This window comes from Afipia sp. GAS231 (assembly GCF_900103365.1).
Lineage (GTDB): Bacteria > Pseudomonadota > Alphaproteobacteria > Rhizobiales > Xanthobacteraceae > Bradyrhizobium.
The window spans coordinates 5,245,998-5,261,794 of record NZ_LT629703.1 but is presented as its reverse complement, the minus strand read 5'-3'; the positions used below and the strand labels follow the sequence as shown (position 1 = coordinate 5,261,794).

19 protein-coding genes are annotated in these 15,797 nt (G+C 62.7%); 7 read left to right on the top strand and 12 right to left on the bottom strand.

Translation table 11 applies throughout. The features are described 5' to 3' along the window. Positions 1-352: 352 nt before the first annotated feature. Positions 353-748: a hypothetical protein gene (locus BLS26_RS35965; RefSeq protein WP_157676582.1), complete on the top strand. Its 396-nt coding sequence runs from the start codon at positions 353-355 to the stop codon at positions 746-748. A gap of 131 nt (positions 749-879) precedes the next feature. Here BLS26_RS35965 and glcF read toward each other — a convergent pair whose 3' ends face one another. From glcF to BLS26_RS24815, 3 genes are read right to left on the bottom strand one after another with little or no spacing between them, the layout of a single operon-like run. Next, the gene (glcF, locus tag BLS26_RS24825; protein WP_092515222.1) at positions 880-2,208 is read right to left on the bottom strand and encodes a glycolate oxidase subunit GlcF; all 1,329 of its coding nucleotides are present in this window, start codon (positions 2,206-2,208) and stop codon (positions 880-882) included. Beyond that, entirely contained in the window at positions 2,205-3,458 is a 1,254-nt protein-coding gene (locus BLS26_RS24820; RefSeq protein ID WP_092515221.1) for an FAD-binding protein, read from the bottom strand. The genes glcF and BLS26_RS24820 overlap by 4 nt, the downstream gene beginning before the upstream one ends. Before the next feature lie 9 nt (positions 3,459-3,467). Beyond that, on the bottom strand, positions 3,468-4,961 hold the full coding sequence (locus tag BLS26_RS24815; protein ID WP_092515220.1) for an FAD-linked oxidase C-terminal domain-containing protein: 1,494 nt from the start codon (positions 4,959-4,961) through the stop codon (positions 3,468-3,470). Positions 4,962-5,222: 261 nt separating this feature from the next. Here BLS26_RS24815 and cycA point away from each other — a divergent pair, with 261 nt between their 5' ends. After that, positions 5,223-5,630, top strand: coding sequence for a cytochrome c-550 CycA (gene cycA / locus BLS26_RS24810; protein ID WP_092515219.1), 408 nt, complete (start codon positions 5,223-5,225; stop codon positions 5,628-5,630). 135 nt (positions 5,631-5,765) lie between these two features. Here cycA and BLS26_RS24805 read toward each other — a convergent pair whose 3' ends face one another. From BLS26_RS24805 to BLS26_RS24795, 3 genes are all read right to left on the bottom strand, one after another. After that, positions 5,766-6,059: an antibiotic biosynthesis monooxygenase gene (locus BLS26_RS24805; RefSeq protein ID WP_074823716.1), complete on the bottom strand. Its 294-nt coding sequence runs from the start codon at positions 6,057-6,059 to the stop codon at positions 5,766-5,768. Between the two features lie 110 nt (positions 6,060-6,169). Continuing rightward, positions 6,170-7,078: a hypothetical protein gene (locus tag BLS26_RS24800; RefSeq protein ID WP_092515218.1), complete on the bottom strand. Its 909-nt coding sequence runs from the start codon at positions 7,076-7,078 to the stop codon at positions 6,170-6,172. 115 nt (positions 7,079-7,193) lie between these two features. Continuing rightward, entirely contained in the window at positions 7,194-8,162 is a 969-nt protein-coding gene (locus tag BLS26_RS24795; RefSeq protein ID WP_092515217.1) for an alpha/beta fold hydrolase, read from the bottom strand. Positions 8,163-8,422: 260 nt separating this feature from the next. On the opposite strand from BLS26_RS24795, the gene BLS26_RS24790 reads away from it, so the two are divergent. Then, positions 8,423-8,602: a hypothetical protein gene (locus BLS26_RS24790; protein ID WP_074823710.1), complete on the top strand. Its 180-nt coding sequence runs from the start codon at positions 8,423-8,425 to the stop codon at positions 8,600-8,602. Positions 8,603-8,626: 24 nt separating this feature from the next. Here BLS26_RS24790 and BLS26_RS24785 read toward each other — a convergent pair whose 3' ends face one another. From BLS26_RS24785 to ykgO, 3 genes are all read right to left on the bottom strand, one after another. Further along, the gene (locus BLS26_RS24785) at positions 8,627-8,899 is read right to left on the bottom strand and encodes a hypothetical protein (RefSeq protein WP_092515216.1); all 273 of its coding nucleotides are present in this window, start codon (positions 8,897-8,899) and stop codon (positions 8,627-8,629) included. A gap of 188 nt (positions 8,900-9,087) precedes the next feature. Next, the gene (locus BLS26_RS24780; protein WP_092515215.1) at positions 9,088-9,747 is read right to left on the bottom strand and encodes a tetratricopeptide repeat protein; all 660 of its coding nucleotides are present in this window, start codon (positions 9,745-9,747) and stop codon (positions 9,088-9,090) included. 93 nt (positions 9,748-9,840) lie between these two features. After that, positions 9,841-9,966, bottom strand: a complete 126-nt coding sequence (gene ykgO, locus BLS26_RS24775) for a type B 50S ribosomal protein L36 (RefSeq protein WP_002718645.1) — start codon at positions 9,964-9,966, stop codon at positions 9,841-9,843. A gap of 337 nt (positions 9,967-10,303) precedes the next feature. On the opposite strand from ykgO, the gene BLS26_RS24770 reads away from it, so the two are divergent. After that, complete coding sequence (locus tag BLS26_RS24770; protein WP_092515214.1) at positions 10,304-11,344, top strand: fatty acid desaturase; 1,041 nt, start codon at positions 10,304-10,306, stop codon at positions 11,342-11,344. A 118-nt stretch (positions 11,345-11,462) separates the two neighbouring features. Here BLS26_RS24770 and BLS26_RS24765 read toward each other — a convergent pair whose 3' ends face one another. The 3 genes from BLS26_RS24765 to BLS26_RS24755 form a co-directional block, all read right to left on the bottom strand. Beyond that, positions 11,463-11,879, bottom strand: coding sequence for a hypothetical protein (locus tag BLS26_RS24765; protein ID WP_197681277.1), 417 nt, complete (start codon positions 11,877-11,879; stop codon positions 11,463-11,465). 160 nt (positions 11,880-12,039) lie between these two features. Beyond that, positions 12,040-12,477, bottom strand: a complete 438-nt coding sequence (locus BLS26_RS24760; protein WP_092515212.1) for a MaoC family dehydratase — start codon at positions 12,475-12,477, stop codon at positions 12,040-12,042. A gap of 10 nt (positions 12,478-12,487) precedes the next feature. Beyond that, positions 12,488-12,976, bottom strand: coding sequence for a MaoC family dehydratase N-terminal domain-containing protein (locus BLS26_RS24755; RefSeq protein ID WP_092515211.1), 489 nt, complete (start codon positions 12,974-12,976; stop codon positions 12,488-12,490). A gap of 107 nt (positions 12,977-13,083) precedes the next feature. On the opposite strand from BLS26_RS24755, the gene BLS26_RS24750 reads away from it, so the two are divergent. The 3 genes from BLS26_RS24750 (at position 13,084) to BLS26_RS24740 (ending at position 15,743) form a co-directional block, all read left to right on the top strand. Next, on the top strand, positions 13,084-13,968 hold the full coding sequence (locus tag BLS26_RS24750; protein ID WP_092515210.1) for an amidohydrolase family protein: 885 nt from the start codon (positions 13,084-13,086) through the stop codon (positions 13,966-13,968). Positions 13,969-14,016: 48 nt separating this feature from the next. Next, positions 14,017-14,841: a dienelactone hydrolase family protein gene (locus BLS26_RS24745; RefSeq protein WP_092515209.1), complete on the top strand. Its 825-nt coding sequence runs from the start codon at positions 14,017-14,019 to the stop codon at positions 14,839-14,841. Between the two features lie 80 nt (positions 14,842-14,921). Then, positions 14,922-15,743 (top strand): dienelactone hydrolase family protein, encoded by an 822-nt coding sequence (locus BLS26_RS24740; protein ID WP_092515208.1) that lies wholly within the window; start codon positions 14,922-14,924, stop codon positions 15,741-15,743. The last annotated feature ends 54 nt before the right edge of the window (positions 15,744-15,797 follow it).

The window sequence follows — 15,797 nt, the reverse complement described above, 5'->3', positions numbered from 1 at the left end:
TGCAACTAAATTTCTTAACGTGATTGCAATCTGGAACGCGGCACCCGACGCGTGAAGCAAAAAAGTCAAGCATCTGCCGCCTTTTTAGGCGTTTGGACCGTTTCAAAAAATGTTGTCAGCGGGTGTTGCATTCCGGGCACAATTTCGGCGGTTTTCGTGCCCCTTCCGGATGCATCTGGAACCCAAAATCCAGCGGAGACCGCGGCTGTCAGACCGCGATGTCACCGAATCAATTCACCGGAGAAACCCGGGTGCTGTGCACAAGAGAGGCGCTCAAACGAGAAGGGCCGCAGCAGTGCTGCGGCCCTTCGAGCGCGTGTCGCTGGCAGTGACCTAGTGCTGGTCGCCCCCGTTGGACGAACCCCATGACGGGGCCGACGGCTCCGGGGTAGCCCAGCTCGGGGCGGGCGCGGGTTCCGGTGCGGGCGCCGGCGCCGGAGCCGGGGCGGCTGCCGCCGGCTTGGGTGCCGCCGCCTTCTTTTTCTTTGCCGGGCTCTTCTTGGCGGCCTTCTTCGGCGCCGCTTTCGCGGCGGCTTTCTTGGCCGATTTTTTGGCTGATTTCTTCACGGCCTTCTTGGCTGTTTTCTTGGCAGCCTTCTTTGCCGATTTCTTGGCGGCCTTTTTCGACGACTTCTTTGCAGATTTCTTCTTCGCCGCTACCGCCTTCTTGGCCTTTTTAGGCTTCTTGCTTTTCTTGCTCTTCTTCCCTTTAGCCATTCGTGGTCCTCCTGTTGCCGCTGGTCCATGAGCCTGTTGTTGTGTCGGTCGTCTGTTGTGGAACGTCTGGTGTTGTAGATCGTCTGGGCATGGTCATTTCGGAAAACGGGTGCCCGCTGTTCCGGATCATGCTCGGGGGCCGATCGATCGGTTCAACCCCGATCAGTTCAATCCTGCCCCGCTCAATTCAGGTCTTGGACCTCCTGTCGCCCAATCGAGAAGCTCAATGGTGTGCACCACTGGAACTGACGTACCGCCGGCAATTTGAACCATGCACCCAATATTGCCCGCAGCGATCATGTCCGGTTTGACTGTCGCAATATTGGCGACCTTTCGATCGCGCAATCTGCTCGCAATGTCAGGCTGGAGAATGTTGTAGGTCCCCGCCGAACCGCAACACAAATGGCTCTCGGGTACATCTTTCACCACGAATCCATTCTTGGAAAGCAATTCTTTCGGAAGCTGCGTGATTTTCTGTCCGTGCTGCAGCGAACAAGCCGAGTGATAGGCGATCGTAACGTCGCCTCGCTGCGTCGACGGATGGAGATCGAGGCCGGCGAGATACTCGGTGATATCCTTTGCCAGCGCGGATATTTGCGCTGCGGGGCGTGCGAATTCGCGATCCTCGCGCAGCATGAAACCGTAGTCCTTGATGACCGTCCCGCAGCCCGATGCGGTCACCAGGATGGCGTCCAGGCCGCCCTGTTCCGCTTCCCTTTGCCACACGCCGACGTTGCCGCGGGCCCGCGCCAAAGCGTCGGCTTCCTGCCCGAGGTGATGGGTCAGCGCGCCGCAGCATTGCTCGTCCTTGACCAGCACGACCTCGATGCCGTGACGCGTCAAAAGGTTGATGGCGGCCTGGTTGATCCGCGGCGCCAGCACCTGCTGGGCGCAGCCCTGCAGCAGCGCGACCCGTCCCCGCCGCTCGCCGATGGCCGGAAAAACGCTTCCGCCAACGGGCCCCGGCGACGGCAGACGGCCAGGTGCCAACGCCAGCATCGCCTTGATCCGCCGCAGCAGCGACGGGGTCGCAGCAGGCTTTGGCGCCGGCAACAAAGCCGCGAACGGCCGGCCAAGCCGCGCCAGGATCATGCTGGCGCGAAACAGCTTTGGCCGCGGCAGCACCCATGCCAGCACCGCCCGCAGCAGCCGCTCCGGCAGCGGCCGGGAGTAATCCCGCTCGATCCGGACCCGCGCCTGATCGACCAGATGCATGTAGTTCACCCCCGACGGGCAGGTGGTCATGCAGGCCAGGCAGGAGAGGCAGCGGTCGATGTGCTTGACCACCTCCTTTGTCGGCGGCTTGTCCTTTTCCAGCATCTCCTTGATCAGGTAGATTCGGCCGCGCGGACTATCGAGTTCGTCGCCGAGCAGCACATAGGTCGGACAGGTCGCGGTGCAGAAGCCGCAATGCACGCAGGCCCGCAGGATCTTGTCGGCTTCGGCGATATCGGGATCGGCAAGCTGGGCCAGCGAGAATTCGGTTTTCATGAGCAAGATCCCCGCGTCAGCCGGCCGCGGTTGAGAATGGTTTTGGGATCGAAGCTGTGGCGCACCCGTTCGCTCAACAAAGCCAGTTCGCCCGGTTGCGGTTGAAACACATCGACATTGGATCGAACCAGTTCGGAGGCCCGGATCAGCATGGCGTGGCCGCCGGCGGCCTCGACGCGCTCGCGCACCAGCGCCGCCTGCGCGTCCGGCCTGGGCGGCAATGCCGCCCAGATCAGGCCGCCGCCCCAGTCGTAGATCACGTCGCCCCCGGTATCGCGCGCCAGCGCCTGGCCGAGCGCGCCGCCCGCGGCCGGCGGACAGACGATCCGCCACACCGGCCAGGCGCCGAGCGAGCCGCTCGCCGCGAACGGCTCGATATCGCGGATCGCGCGCCAGGCCGCGGCCGAGGCCGCATCCTGCAGGATCTCCACCGCCCCAAAGGACGCGAGCGTTTTGGACAATGAGCCGGCGCGATCGGCGACCGAGGCGGCAATGCCCTCGAGCCGCACCAGCGTCACCGCCTGGGCCTGAGAACCCGGGCTCCTGGACCCAAGGTCCGCCAGCGCGCCGCTGGCCGGCCGGAACGTCGAATTTGGCAGATGCGCCGCGCCGGAGACGTCGAAGGGCGAGCCGAGGGCTGCCGTCATCGCCCGGTTCGCGGTCAGATCGTCGAGGGAGCGCAGCATCAGCGTCCGCTCGCTTTCGGGCTTCGGCATCACCTTCAGCGTCACCTCGGTCATGACCGCCAGCGTGCCCCACGACCCCGTCAGCAATTTGCAGAGATCGTAGCCGGTGACGTTCTTCACCACCTTACCCCCGGTTTTAAAACTGTCGCCGAAGCCGGACACCGCATGCGCGCCCAGCAGGTGGTCGCGCGCGCCGCCCGCCTTGATGCGGCGGGGACCGGCGAGGCCCGCGCCGATCATGCCGCCGATGGTGCCGTTGCCGGACACGCCTGTAAGCATGGAGGTATCGATCGGCTCGAACGCGAATTGCTGGTTTTTGGAATCGATCAGCGACTGCACGTCGGCGAGCGGGGCGCCGGCCTGCACCGTGATGATCAGTTCGTTCGGCTCGTAGGCGGAGACCGCATTCAGCGCAGACAGATCGAGCAGCGCATTGGTCGCGATCGGCTGACCGATCTGGCGCCGTGTGCCATGGCCGATGATCTCGAGCGGCTGCTCGCTGGCAATCGCCGCCCGCACCACCTGTTCGACGTCTTTGGCGTCACGTACCTTGAGGGTGTCCACGCGCCTTGCCTAAAACCTTGGAAGTTCGGGAAATGCCAGCTTGCCGCCGTGCACATGGACACGGCCGAGCTCGGCGCAGCGGTGCAGGGTCGGAAACACCTTGCCGGGATTGAGCAGGCCCTGAGCGTCGAAGGCGCATTTCAGCCGCTGCTGCTGGTTGAGATCGATCTCGGTGAACATTTCCGGCATTAGGTCGCGCTTCTCGATGCCGACGCCATGTTCGCCGGTCAGCACGCCACCGAGTTCGACGCAGCAGCGCAGGATGTCGGCGCCAAAGGCCTCCGCCCTGTCCATCTCGCCGGGCTTGTTGGCGTCGTACAAAATGAGCGGGTGCAGATTGCCGTCGCCGGCGTGAAACACGTTGGCGACGCCGAGGCCGTATTTTTCAGACAGTTCGCGGATACGCGCCAAAGCCTTTGGCAGCGCGCCGCGCGGAATGGTGCCGTCCATGCAGAGATAGTCCGGCGAAATCCGGCCCACCGCCGGAAACGCCGCCTTGCGGCCGGCCCAGAACAGGTTGCGCTCCATCTCCGACGTGGAGATTTGCAAGGTGACCGACCCGCAGGCTTTTGCGATGGTTTCGACCCGGGTGATCAGCTCATCGACCTCGACGCTCGGCCCATCGAGCTCGATGATCAAGAGCGCCTCGACGTCGAGCGGATAGCCGGCATGGACGAAGGCTTCGGCGGCGTGGATCGCGGGCTTGTCCATCATCTCCATGCCGCCGGGAATAATGCCGGCGCCGATGATGCGGGCCACGCATTCGCCGGCGGCCTCGACTTCCGCGAAACCGACCATCAGCGCGCGCGCGGTCTCGGGTTTCTGCAGGATCCGCACCGTAATTTCAGTGATAACCCCGAGCAGGCCTTCGGAGCCGGTGATGATGCCCATCAGGTCGTAACCGGCATTTTCAGCCGCCTTGCCGCCGATTTTCAGGATTTCGCCGGACATCAGCACGATTTCGCAGCCGAGCACGTTGTTGGTGGTCATGCCGTATTTCAGGCAATGCACCCCGCCGGAATTTTCCGCGACATTGCCTCCGATCGAGCAGGCGATCTGCGACGAAGGATCCGGCGCATAATAGAACCCGGCATGCGCCACCGCCTGGCTGATGGCGAGATTGGTGACGCCGGGTTCGGTGACCACGACGCGGTTGTCGAAATCGATTTCGCGGATGCGCTTGAATTTGCCCAAGCCCAGCAGCACGCCGTCGGCCAGCGGCAGCGCGCCGCCGGACAGCGAGGTGCCGGAGCCGCGCGGCACCACCTTGATGCCCTGCTCCGAGCAATATTTCAGGACTTGGGAGACCTGTTCAGTGGTGTCGGGCAGCACCACGACCATCGGCGGCTGCCGATACGCCATCAGCCCGTCGGACTCGTAGGGGAGCATTTCGGCTGCGCTGTCGATCACGCCTTCGCCTGGCACGATCGCGCGCAAGGCGGCGACGATCGTGTCGCGGCGATCCAGCACCGCCTGATCGGAAGCCGGCATCATGATGGCCATGCGCGTATTCCTCCGGGCTGCCGGATTCCAACCGGTTGGATTCCGAGCCCACGCGTGATCGATTTGTGATGCCAAATCAAGCACGTCTGAGCAAGTTTGGGTAGGCCACCAAGGTCGGATTGCGTCGCCCTGCTGCGATGAGTTCTCTCTGGGACAAGCCCGCCGTCGTGAGACCTGTCAGGGTTTCACGACTTGTCCTGTGGAAGCCGGCCATGCCACAAGCGGCTACCGCCACATCACCGAAGAGACGAAGAGCACCCCATGATGAAATTGACCTTGAGCGCGCTGATGGCCCTCACCTCCCTGACTCTGGCGGCGTCGGGCGCGCTGGCTGATGACGTCGACCTCGCCGCCGGCAAAAGCTCGTTCAACAAGTGCCTGGCCTGCCACGCCATCGGCGACGGCGCCAAGAACAAGGTGGGTCCGGTACTGAACGGGCTCGACGGCCGCAAGTCCGGCACCGTGGAAGGCTATTCCTATTCGGACGCCAACAAGAACTCCGGCATCACCTGGAGCGAGGCCCAGTTCAAGGAATACATCAAGGACCCGAAGGCCAAGATCCCCGGCACCAAGATGGCCTTCGCGGGCATCAAGAGCGAGAACGAGATCAACAATCTCTGGGCCTTCGTTTCGCAATTCGACAAGGACGGCAAGGTCAAGTCCAAGTAGTTCTGCAACCAGCCAAGGCTGCCTATGAAAAGGCTACCTAGGACAAGGCAGCCTATGAAGAGGCTGCCTAGGACAAGGCTGCCCGGCGATTCCGTAAGCGAAGCGGAATCGCCCGCTGCCCCGGTCTCTGCGCCTCTACGCCAGCGTATGCACGATCACCGGCCCGGCCACCGCCGTCGCCGGCCCAGTGAGCAGTTGCTCAAGATCGTGCTCGATCCAGGCCAGCGCGCGCTTGTTGGATTCCTCGGCGCCCGCAAAATTGTTGAACAGGCTGATCGCGATCACCGTGTCGTCGGGCGTATAGACCACGTAATAGCCCATGAAGCCCTCGACCCCGCTGATCACGGGAATAGCCCCCTCCTTGATCCGGCGTGTCAGCTCTTCGACCTTGCCGGCCTTTGCCTTGCCTTGACGTATGGCGGCGTACATGGCGCTCTCCCTCGCGGTCGGCTGCCCGTAAACGCAATCTATCACGCGGTCGCAGCCGGGCGGAACGAGCAGCGGAATCCCGCAACAGTCGCGGTAGCGCAACCGACAGGCTACGCCGATCCCGCCAGGATGGAAGACTGCGGAAGCGGATTTCGTCCGCCCTCGGCTGGCACGACGCAAGCTTCGAAAGCGGCATCGATGATCGCAAGCTTCACGGCCTGCGCCGCATGATATTCGCGGCGAAAGCCCGCCGACACCCACAGCGGCGATCTGCCCCGCGCGCCCGACCAGCCCAGGCTTCCGAACGCCTCGGCTTCGGAAAATTTCCGACCGAGATGGGTCCGCGACAGATTGAGATGCCGCGCCAGTTCGGAAATCGACGTCACGTCGGTCGTAATCCGCTCGTCGCCGGCGGCGTCCTGTCGGCAACCGACGATCAGGCGGTCCATCACCAGGCCGCCTTCGTCGATCCAGGTGAACAGTTCGAAGGTCTTGGGCGGCTTGCGAATGTCGCCCGAGCCGATCAGGCCGTCGGCGATCAAAGGCTGGATCGCGCCGAGCAAGGCCGGCCGCGCGTGGAACGCCACCACCCTGCCGCCGTCGTCCAGTCCATCAAGGGTCGCAAGATGCAGCGCGTGCCAGTGGAACAGGGCCATCAAAACCGCCGGTGCGGGCTCGAACGGTGGGTGGCGCCTGCCCTCGCTGCCCGCGACGAAACGAACCATTTCGTATTTGTGCATTTCCGTGAGAAAGGCCGACGCCGTGTTGCGGCTCGCGAGGTCATGGCGCTCGACGCGTTCGAGGAAGCGCTCGGCCAGCAACCCCGCGCCCGGGTTGTCGGCCTCATTGCGAAAATACTGCGCCAACGCCGCATGCGCCATCAGCCAGCGCTGCTGGGTGGCAAACAGCGAGGCAATCCTTGGGCTCGTGCCCTGAATCGACAGTAACGATTGCGCCTGGCTCCGAACGCATCGTTCGAGCGCCGGATGTGCCAGGATGTCGGCGGCGGTCATGGGCATCGATCGACTACTTCGCGTCTGCCATTTTCCCGCACAGGATAATGGGAGTCCGGAAGGAAGTCCGTGGCGTTGAAAGCACACTTTCCGGCGCGGCGAGGCCCTATCCTGCGCTGACCTAGTTCGCCGCCGTCGCCCCTGCGCTCGGCATGGTTCTGCCGATCATCGCCTCGATCTCGGCCATCACGCGATCGGGCGCGGCGTTCTGCACCATGTGGCCGACGCCGGGCAGCACGATCAATTTCGCATTCGGTGCCGTGGCCGCCAGCGGCTGCGAATGAATACGGGTCGAGACTGTCTTGTCGGTGCCATCGCCGGAAATGATCGTGACCGGCGCCTTGATCTCGGCATAGCGCGGCGCCTGTTCGGCAACGGCCGCCTTCAGCGTCGCCAGGTCGTGCGCATTGGCGAGAAATTCGCGCGGCCGCAGCAGCAACATCGTCGCGGTATCGCTGACATAGCCGTCCGGCATCGCCTGCGGGAAAAACACGCCGCGCGCGCCGGGCTCGGCCAGGAGGACACCGAGCGGCAGCGTGATGGTGTAGGCCAAAAGCTGCCCGATCACCGGCATGGCCACGATCTTGTTGTAGCGTCCGACGCCGCCGGGCCACGGATAGGCTACCGGCGCCAGCATCACGAGGCCCGCCACCGCTTGCGGATAATCCAGCGCCATCCGCGCGCCCAGCACACCGGCCCAGGAATGCACCACGAGGATCGCCCTGGTGACGCCAAGCCTGGTCAACGCCTCCGCGATCATCCGGCCCTGGATTTCCGGCGTCGAGTCTCCCAGCCGCTCACGGGTGCTCCAGCCGTGCCCGGGACGGTCGATCAGGATCACGCGGTGACTTTTCGCCAGACCGTCGCCGAGCGGCCGCCGCATCGCTTCGAGATTGGAGCTGGCACCATGCAGCATCACGATCGCTGGACCGGCCGCATCGCGCGGGCCGAGTTCGACGATGTGAAGGCTGGCGCCGGCAACCTCGACCATGACGCCTGGCGCGGGATGCGCCCGCTGCACCAACAGCACGCCAGCCTGCGTGACCAGCGCCAGAATCACGAGCGCAGCCGCCACAATCAACGCCGCCATGGAAAATGCCTGAATGATCTTTCGCACCAATGAGCTACGGCCGCGGCCCGCGCGGGGTTTCGGAACGGTTATCCACAGGACGCCCGCCCTGTGGATAACGGGGTCATCCAGCCGTCATCGCCACTTTATACGAATGCGTCGACACTTTCGCCATGTGTCGGCGCGCCTGATGGGTGCCGACGCCCGAGACTGTACCCAACTTCCACAGGAACAGCGGCGGCGGCCGAAAATTTGTTCCAGAGTACAATCGGAGAACTGCCATGATTTCGAATGCAAGCGAAGCGGCCATCGACCAGATCGTGGCAAACTGCAACGGCGACATTCGCGGTGCGCTGAAGGCGCTGTTGCTGGTCAATGAGCGGCTCGAGGCGGAACTGGCGGAGTTCTACGCAGCCGTCGGGCTCGACGGAATGGCCCGCGGCAGCAACGCCGTACACTGACCTTCAGGCTTCAGGTTTCAATCGTCAGTCGTCCGCTTTGTTCGGGTCCTTCGCCTGCTCCGGCGGTTCCGGCGGGCATTCGCGTATCGTCGAGCGCGCCAGCTTGGCGTCGTCGTTCGACCGGTAGGGTCCGCTTCCAAACGTGACGTTGCCGCCGACCTGGCTGTCGACGACCGGATTACTGGTGACGATCTCGCATTTGCCGCTCGCGCGGTTGCCGGTCACCCAATAGCCTTGCGCGAAGGCAATGTTTCCGGCCGCGATCAAACTCGCGCCGGCCAGCAGCAATGACTTCATGGCTACGCTCCCAGGACGCTGAGAAAAACACGCTGAAAAACGACGCTGTGACGCTGGATAATAGCGCGTTGGCGGCCTGTGTTCCCGCGCCCCGAAGGCTGCCCGGGATTTAGGTTAACCCGGCTCTCTCTAATTGGGCATGATCTTATCGGAAAACCGGTACCCACTTTTCCGGATCATGCCCGGAATCAGATATCGCGGCCTTCGACCTTTTCGGTCAGCGTCTTGACCAGTTCCGGCACCTTCTCAAGGTGCGGGTTGACGGTGAGCGCCTTGCGGAACGCGTCAAGCGCGCGCTTCTCGTCGCCGATGTCCTGCATGATCATGCCGAGGCCGGCCAGCGCGCCGAAATGGCGGGGTTCGCGAATCAGCACCTCGCGGATGTCCTCGAGCGAATGCGCATAGTCGTTCTTCAGATAGAACAGCGTCGCGCGCCGGTTCCAGGCCTCGACGTAATCGGGGCGCAGCTTGACCACGGAATCCAAGAGCTTGAGCGCGACATCCATCTGCTGCGCGTCCATCGCGGCCTTGGCGCGCAGCATCAGCAATGCCGCGGTGTCGCTCGGGGTCTGCATCCACATCGCCCAGATCCGCGCTTCGACATGCTTGGCGCTGGCTTCGTCGGGCGCGGCCTTCAGCGCACCGAACAGGAAATCCAGTCCGCGGCTGCGATCGGCGCCGACCCTGGGCAACTTGCTCGGAGCTTCCGGCAGTTTCTTCTGGCTTTTCGGCGGGGGGATAACCCGCGGATCGCTTGGAGAATCGCTTTGGGCAAAAGCCGTCAGCGGCACGGCTGTCAGAACAGCGGCTAGTATCGCAATCCGGCAGTCCGGGAATCTCAAAGCCATGAGCCAAGTCTAGACGTGCAAAATCGCGCTGCAAAGCAGCGCGTCGTCAAAGACCTGTGAAAGGAGGGGCGCGCGGAGGCAATCGGCCGGGGCTTAACCCTGGCGGGCCTTGAAGCGGCGCTGCACCTTGTTGATCACGTAAACCCGGCCCTTGCGGCGGACCAGACGGTTGTTGCGGTGGCGGCCGCGCAGCGATTTCAACGAGTTACGGACCTTCATGGGACAATCCTGATGCTTCGAAAGGCCGTGTTGAAGGCCGAACCTGAATACCTGCCCGAGTGTGGCAAATGGGATTAACCCCGCCAGCGGCGATCCGCCCGGGATGCGCGGTTTCTAAGCCATCGCGGGGCTGGATGTCAATCAACCCTGCGCGTGTGCCTTCATCCGCTCTGCGGTTCCGCTATGGAACTGATTTTCCAGCGATTTTTGTCAAAAGAAAGCGTCAATTAGCCTCAGATTTTGAACCCCGAAGCCGCTTCGAACCGTCTAAGTCTATGAGGAATCAGGGGCCCGCAACGCGTTGGCCAGACCTCCCACGAAATGGACCCATCCCGGAATGACGACCGCTCCCCGGCCGATCGCAAAAGCTGCAGTACTTGATCCCACCGGCCTTTCCCCATCCCTGCCCTGCTCCCTGACGAACTCCCGGCTACCGCTGCCGGCGGGCGTGCGGCCGTTTCAGCTCAACTGGCCCTACATCGTCGTGATCGGCGCCTATCATGTGCTGGCATTGCTGGCCTTCCTGCCCGGTTATTTTGCCTGGAGCGGTCTCGTCCTCGCCGTCGCCGGCACGCATCTGTGCGGGCTGTTCGGCATCAACCTTTGCTACCACCGGCTCCTGACCCATCGCGGCCTGAACTGTCCGAAATGGCTGGAACACACGATGGTCGTGATCGCGATGTCGTGCCTGCAGGAAACGCCGGCGCGTTGGGTGGCGATCCACCGCCGTCACCATCAATTCGCCGACGAACAGCCGGATCCGCATACGCCGCTGGCGAGTTTCTTCTGGAGTCACGTCGGCTGGCTCCTGGTCCACCAGCCCGAACTGTCACGGCTCGGAATCTACGAGCGCTATGCCAAGGACATCCTGCGCGACCGCTTCTACGTCGCGCTCGAGCGCCATAACGGATTGGTCTGGATCAACCTGCTGCAGATGCCGTTGTTCTTCGCCCTGGGCTTCGCCACCGCGTGGCTATCGGGACAAACCGCGGGTGATGCGGCGCAGACTGGCCTCAGCATTCTGCTGTTCGGCGTGTTCGTCCGTACGGTTCTGGTTTGGCATATTACCTGGGCGATCAATTCCGTGACCCACGTGTGGGGCTACCGGAACTACGAGACCGACGAGGACAGCCGCAACAATCTCATCGTCGGCCTGATCTCCAACGGCGAGGGCTGGCACAACAACCACCACGCCGACCCGCGCTCGGCGCGCCATGGTCATCGCTGGTGGGAAATCGACAACACCTGGCTCACCATCCGCTTTCTGGCGCGTATCGGGCTTGCCACCGACGTGGTGGCGCCGAACGCGCTTCTCCCCGGACGGCCCAAGGGCAGCCGGCTGACGACACGCGGAACGATGGGCGTTCCGGCCGAGTAGAGGGTCCCGACCAAAATATCGAAAACAACCCCATGCAAAGTAGACCCGCAAGGGGATATCGCGCCGGGACAGCCAAGCGGCGCGGGCGTCGCGCAGCGGCACGACGCCCGACGAGGCCTCAAGCCACCTTTGAGGTGGCGGTTGCGGCCTCGAACAGCACGTGCATCGCCGTGCCCTGCATCGGCACCGCGGTGTAGAACTCCGTCTGACCCTGGATATGGAAGATCGAGAACCGGTGCACGGTCGTGATGCCCTCGGCGGTGATATTCGCGGAGCCGAACAGCCCATCCGGCAGGTTGACGTTCGGCAGCAGCACGCTGAACGTCGTCGAACCGGAGTCGACGGTCATGTGGATCGTGACCGTCACCAGCATGCCGATGCTGGTTTGCAGCGTCGTGATCTGGTTGCCGGCGAAATTCTTGACCTGAAGCGCATCCTGGTAGGTGAAATGCGGTTGTCCGGCGATGCCGCTCGTCGAGTAGGTGATGTGAATTCCGCCGCCGGAGAGCTGGTACAGATTGGGTTGATTGGCCATGGTCCTTACCTCTTGGCTGTGAACTCGTCCCCCGGGCCGCATGCTGATACCACGCTCAAGACAACACTATGAACTACTTCACAACTAAAGCGGGAAATCGCAAACGCGCGAGTTCGTGATCGCGCGGACTGGCGATCGAGGGTGTCATGACCCTCTCGGATCAGTCGTTCGGAAATTCCACCATGGCCTCGCCGGTCGCGACCTTGTCGCCGGCCTGGTTGCGCACCATGACGTCGATCAGGACCCAGCGCGAACTCTTGGTGACCTGCTTCGACTTGACGATCCCGGTAGGCTGGATGGTGTCGCCGGGCCGCACCGGCTTGACCCATCTTGTTTCCAGCCGGCGATGGACGGCGCCGAGCGGATAGGCCCAGTCGGTGATCATGCGGGAAATCAGCCCGAAATTGTTCATCCCGTGCATGATGATGCCGCCGAAATTGGTCTTGCCGAAGCTGCCCTTCATGTAGTCGTCGTCGAGATGCAGCGGGTTGTAGTCGAGCGAGGCGTCGCAAAACAGCCGGATGGATTCTCTGCTGACCGCGAACTGCGGTCCATCGATGGCATCGCCGGCAGTGAGATTTTCGAACGTGGTGGTCATCGCGCCCTCCCTAAACCGGCCGGATCGTCCAGCCGCGGCCGGAACAGATCACTTCATTACGCTGGTTGAAAAAGACGTTGTCGTGCACCACGAACAGCCGCTCGCGCTTGATGAACTTGTCGAGCGCGCGGGCCTCGAGCCGGATCACGTCGTTGGGACGCGCCGCAATGTTGTAGCTCCAGGACTGCCCGGCATTGACGGTGCCCGGTGAGCGCATCCAGTCATCCGCCGGCGTGCAGGAGAACATCAGGAGGATATGGATCGAGGGCGGCGCGATCAGCCCGCCATAGCGCGTGGTCTTCGCATACGCCTCGTCGAAATAGATCGGATGATCCTCGCCGACCGATTTGCAGTACAGCTCGATCGCTTCCTTGGTCAGCGTGTAGGGCAAGGTCTTGCGCGGCGCGCCGGGCACGATGTCGTCCCACGCCTTGCGCAGATTGGCGTCTTTCCAGAAATCGGTCTCGAAGGCCTCCGATTGAGGCTCGCTCTGGGCCATGCCGCACTCCCTGTTTTCAGCGTTTTGCTTCTGCCGCCTTGCGGAATTTGTTATATAGTATAATCAATTTTCCAGACCCAAAAATCAAGCCGCCGGGAACCCTTAAAATGCCCAAGCTCAAACTGCCCGATATCGAAAAAGTCGTTGCCATCGACATCCATACCCATGCGGAAGAACCCTGCGGCATGCATGGCGACGACGGCTATGACGATTTCCAGGCGCAGATGGCCGACTATTTCAAGTCGCCGAACAAACATCCGCCGACCGTGCCGGAAACCGCGGCCTACTACCGCTCCAAGAACATTGCGGCCGTGATCTTCCCGGTCGACGCCGAGCGCGAAACCGGTTTTCGCCGCTACAACAATTACGAAATGCTGGAGGCCGCCTCCGAGCATCTCGACGTCCTGATCCCGTTCGTCAGCATCGATCCGCACAAGGGCAAATTGGGCGTCCGCGAGGCGCGCAAGCTGATCGAGGAATACGGCGTTCGCGGCTTCAAATTCCATCCGACCATGCAGGGCTTCTATGCCAACGACCGCATGGCCTACCCGCTCTATGAAGCTATCAACGAGGGCGGCGCGATCGCGCTGTTTCACACCGGACAAACAGGTGTGGGAAGCGGCATGCCCGGCGGCATGGGCATGCGGCTGAAATATTCCAACCCGATGTATATGGACGACGTCGCGGCGGATTTTCCGGACCTGAAAATCATTCTCGCCCACCCGTCCTTCCCCTGGCAGGAAGAGGCGCTGTCGGTCGCGACCCACAAGCCCAACGTCTATATCGACCTCTCCGGCTGGTCGCCGAAATATTTCCCGCCGATTCTGGTCCGCTACATCAACTCGATCCTGCAGGACAAGATGCTGTTCGGCTCGGACTGGCCGGTGATCACACCGGACCGCTGGCTGGCCGATTTCGCCAAGCTCGATATCCGCGACGAGATCAGGCCCAAGGTGATGAAGGCCAACGCGCGCAGGATTTTGGGTATATAATAGAGACATCGCCATCGACGGGGGCTGTCGACGCGATGGAGGTCCGTCATGTACCTCGTCAAAGCGGTTGCCTTCGTTGCGGCGCTGCTGGCCGGAAGCGCTTCCGCCATGGCCGAGACCTCGGCCAGCGTCGTCGATTTCGAGACGCCGCTTTCCCGGCTACAACCGTTGCAGGGCTACCTGCGGCAGCCGGCGGGCGCCGGCCCCTCTCCTGCCGTGGTGCTGCTGCACGGTTGCGCTGGCCGCGCCCGGCAGCTCGATGAGCACTGGGGCCGGCAGATCGCCGCCTGGGGCTACGTGACACTCACCGTCGACAGTTTTGGGCCGCGCGGCCTGAAGAACACCTGCAGCAGCGGCGCGCCGGTCGATCTCGCGCTCGATGCCTATCGCGCGCTGGGTTATCTGGTGCAGCAGCGATTTGTCGATTCCGGCCGCGTCGCCGTGCTCGGATTCTCGCAAGGCGCCTGGCAGGCGCTGACTTCCGTCGAGCGCGGCATCGTCGAGCAGGCATCGCCTAACAAATTCCGCGCCGCCATTGCCTTCTATCCGCACTGCCTCGGCTTCAAGGGCGACATGACGGTGCCGACGCTGGTCCTGATCGGCGAGCTCGACGATTGGACGTTGGCTGTGGAGTGCCGCAATATGGTAGACGGCCGCGACGACTGGGGCATATCACGGCAGAAGGACCAGGGCGTTCCGATCAAGCTCATCGTCTATCCCGGCGCCTATCACGCCTTCGACGCGCCGGGCTTGACGACACCGATGCAACTGCTCGGACACCATCTCGAATACAATCCGTCGGCGACAGACCAATCGATCGGCGCGGTGCGGGAATTTCTCAAGGCGACGATGACGAGATCAGGCCCAAGGTGATGAAGGCCAACGCCCAGAAGATTTCGGGTATATAAGAAGGCGTCCGTCGCACGGCGGACGGTTGAGCAAGATGGTGGCCTGTGACAAGCCTCGCCAAAATCGCTGCCGTCGTCGCCGTCCTCTTGACCGGAAATGCGGTAGAATGCATTGCGGCCGAACCGGCCCCGATCGTCGTCGAAATCGAGAGCCCGCTTGACAGTCCACATCCGCTTCAGGGGTATCTAAGACATACCGGCGTTGCTGGCCCCTCGCCCGCGGTCGTCCTGTTGCATAGCTGCAATGGGAATTGGCGGCGGCTCGACGAACGTTGGGGAAAACGGATTGCGTCCTGGGGTTATGCAGCACTCACCGTAGACAGCTTCGGACCGCGTGGCATCAAAAGCTGCGGTGACAAATATCCGAATGATCTGGCCGCCGACGCCTACCGTGCCCTGAACTTTCTGGTGCGGGATCCAGCAATCGATCCTGCTCGTGTTGCGGTGCTGGGTTTTGCACAAGGCGGTCGGATGGCTCTCATGTCGGTCGAGCACGGCTTCACGGAGCAAACATCTCCAAACAAATTTCGTGCTGCCATCGCCTTCTATCCACCATGCCATGGCTTCAAGGGCGACATGACGGTGCCGACGCTGGTCCTGATCGGCGAACTCGACGACTGGTCGCTGGCGACGGAGTGCCGCAATATGGTAGACGGTCGCAATGACTGGGGCATATCAAGGCAGAAGGACCAGGGCGTTCCGATCAAGCTCATCGTCTATCCCGGCGCCTATCACGCCTTCGATGCGCAGGGCCTGACGACACCGATGCAGTTGCTCGGACACCATCTCGAATATAATCCGTCGGCAACAGACCAATCGATCGGCGCGGTGCGGGAATTTCTTAAAGCGCAGATTGGCGGGAACTAGGCCGTGTGCGCGTAAGATCGAGATCCATTGGCGCGGCTTGACCAATGTCCGCTA

Excerpts from the sequence above, each read along its gene's own strand:
- glcF (WP_092515222.1), bottom strand. The coding sequence starts at position 2,208 with ATGAAAACCGAATTCTCGCTGGCCCAGCTTGCCGATCCCGATATCGCC.
- BLS26_RS24815 (WP_092515220.1), bottom strand. The coding sequence starts at position 4,961 with ATGGCCATCATGATGCCGGCTTCCGATCAGGCGGTGCTGGATCGCCGC.
- cycA (WP_092515219.1), top strand. The coding sequence starts at position 5,223 with ATGATGAAATTGACCTTGAGCGCGCTGATGGCCCTCACCTCCCTGACT.
- BLS26_RS24805 (WP_074823716.1), bottom strand. The coding sequence starts at position 6,059 with ATGTACGCCGCCATACGTCAAGGCAAGGCAAAGGCCGGCAAGGTCGAA.
- BLS26_RS24800 (WP_092515218.1), bottom strand. The coding sequence starts at position 7,078 with ATGCCCATGACCGCCGCCGACATCCTGGCACATCCGGCGCTCGAACGA.
- BLS26_RS24795 (WP_092515217.1), bottom strand. The coding sequence starts at position 8,162 with ATGGCGGCGTTGATTGTGGCGGCTGCGCTCGTGATTCTGGCGCTGGTC.
- BLS26_RS24790 (WP_074823710.1), top strand. The coding sequence starts at position 8,423 with ATGATTTCGAATGCAAGCGAAGCGGCCATCGACCAGATCGTGGCAAAC.
- BLS26_RS24785 (WP_092515216.1), bottom strand. The coding sequence starts at position 8,899 with ATGAAGTCATTGCTGCTGGCCGGCGCGAGTTTGATCGCGGCCGGAAAC.
- BLS26_RS24780 (WP_092515215.1), bottom strand. The coding sequence starts at position 9,747 with ATGGCTTTGAGATTCCCGGACTGCCGGATTGCGATACTAGCCGCTGTT.
- ykgO (WP_002718645.1), bottom strand. The coding sequence starts at position 9,966 with ATGAAGGTCCGTAACTCGTTGAAATCGCTGCGCGGCCGCCACCGCAAC.
- BLS26_RS24770 (WP_092515214.1), top strand. The coding sequence starts at position 10,304 with ATGACGACCGCTCCCCGGCCGATCGCAAAAGCTGCAGTACTTGATCCC.
- BLS26_RS24765 (WP_197681277.1), bottom strand. The coding sequence starts at position 11,879 with ATGGCCAATCAACCCAATCTGTACCAGCTCTCCGGCGGCGGAATTCAC.
- BLS26_RS24760 (WP_092515212.1), bottom strand. The coding sequence starts at position 12,477 with ATGACCACCACGTTCGAAAATCTCACTGCCGGCGATGCCATCGATGGA.
- BLS26_RS24755 (WP_092515211.1), bottom strand. The coding sequence starts at position 12,976 with ATGGCCCAGAGCGAGCCTCAATCGGAGGCCTTCGAGACCGATTTCTGG.
- BLS26_RS24750 (WP_092515210.1), top strand. The coding sequence starts at position 13,084 with ATGCCCAAGCTCAAACTGCCCGATATCGAAAAAGTCGTTGCCATCGAC.
- BLS26_RS24745 (WP_092515209.1), top strand. The coding sequence starts at position 14,017 with ATGTACCTCGTCAAAGCGGTTGCCTTCGTTGCGGCGCTGCTGGCCGGA.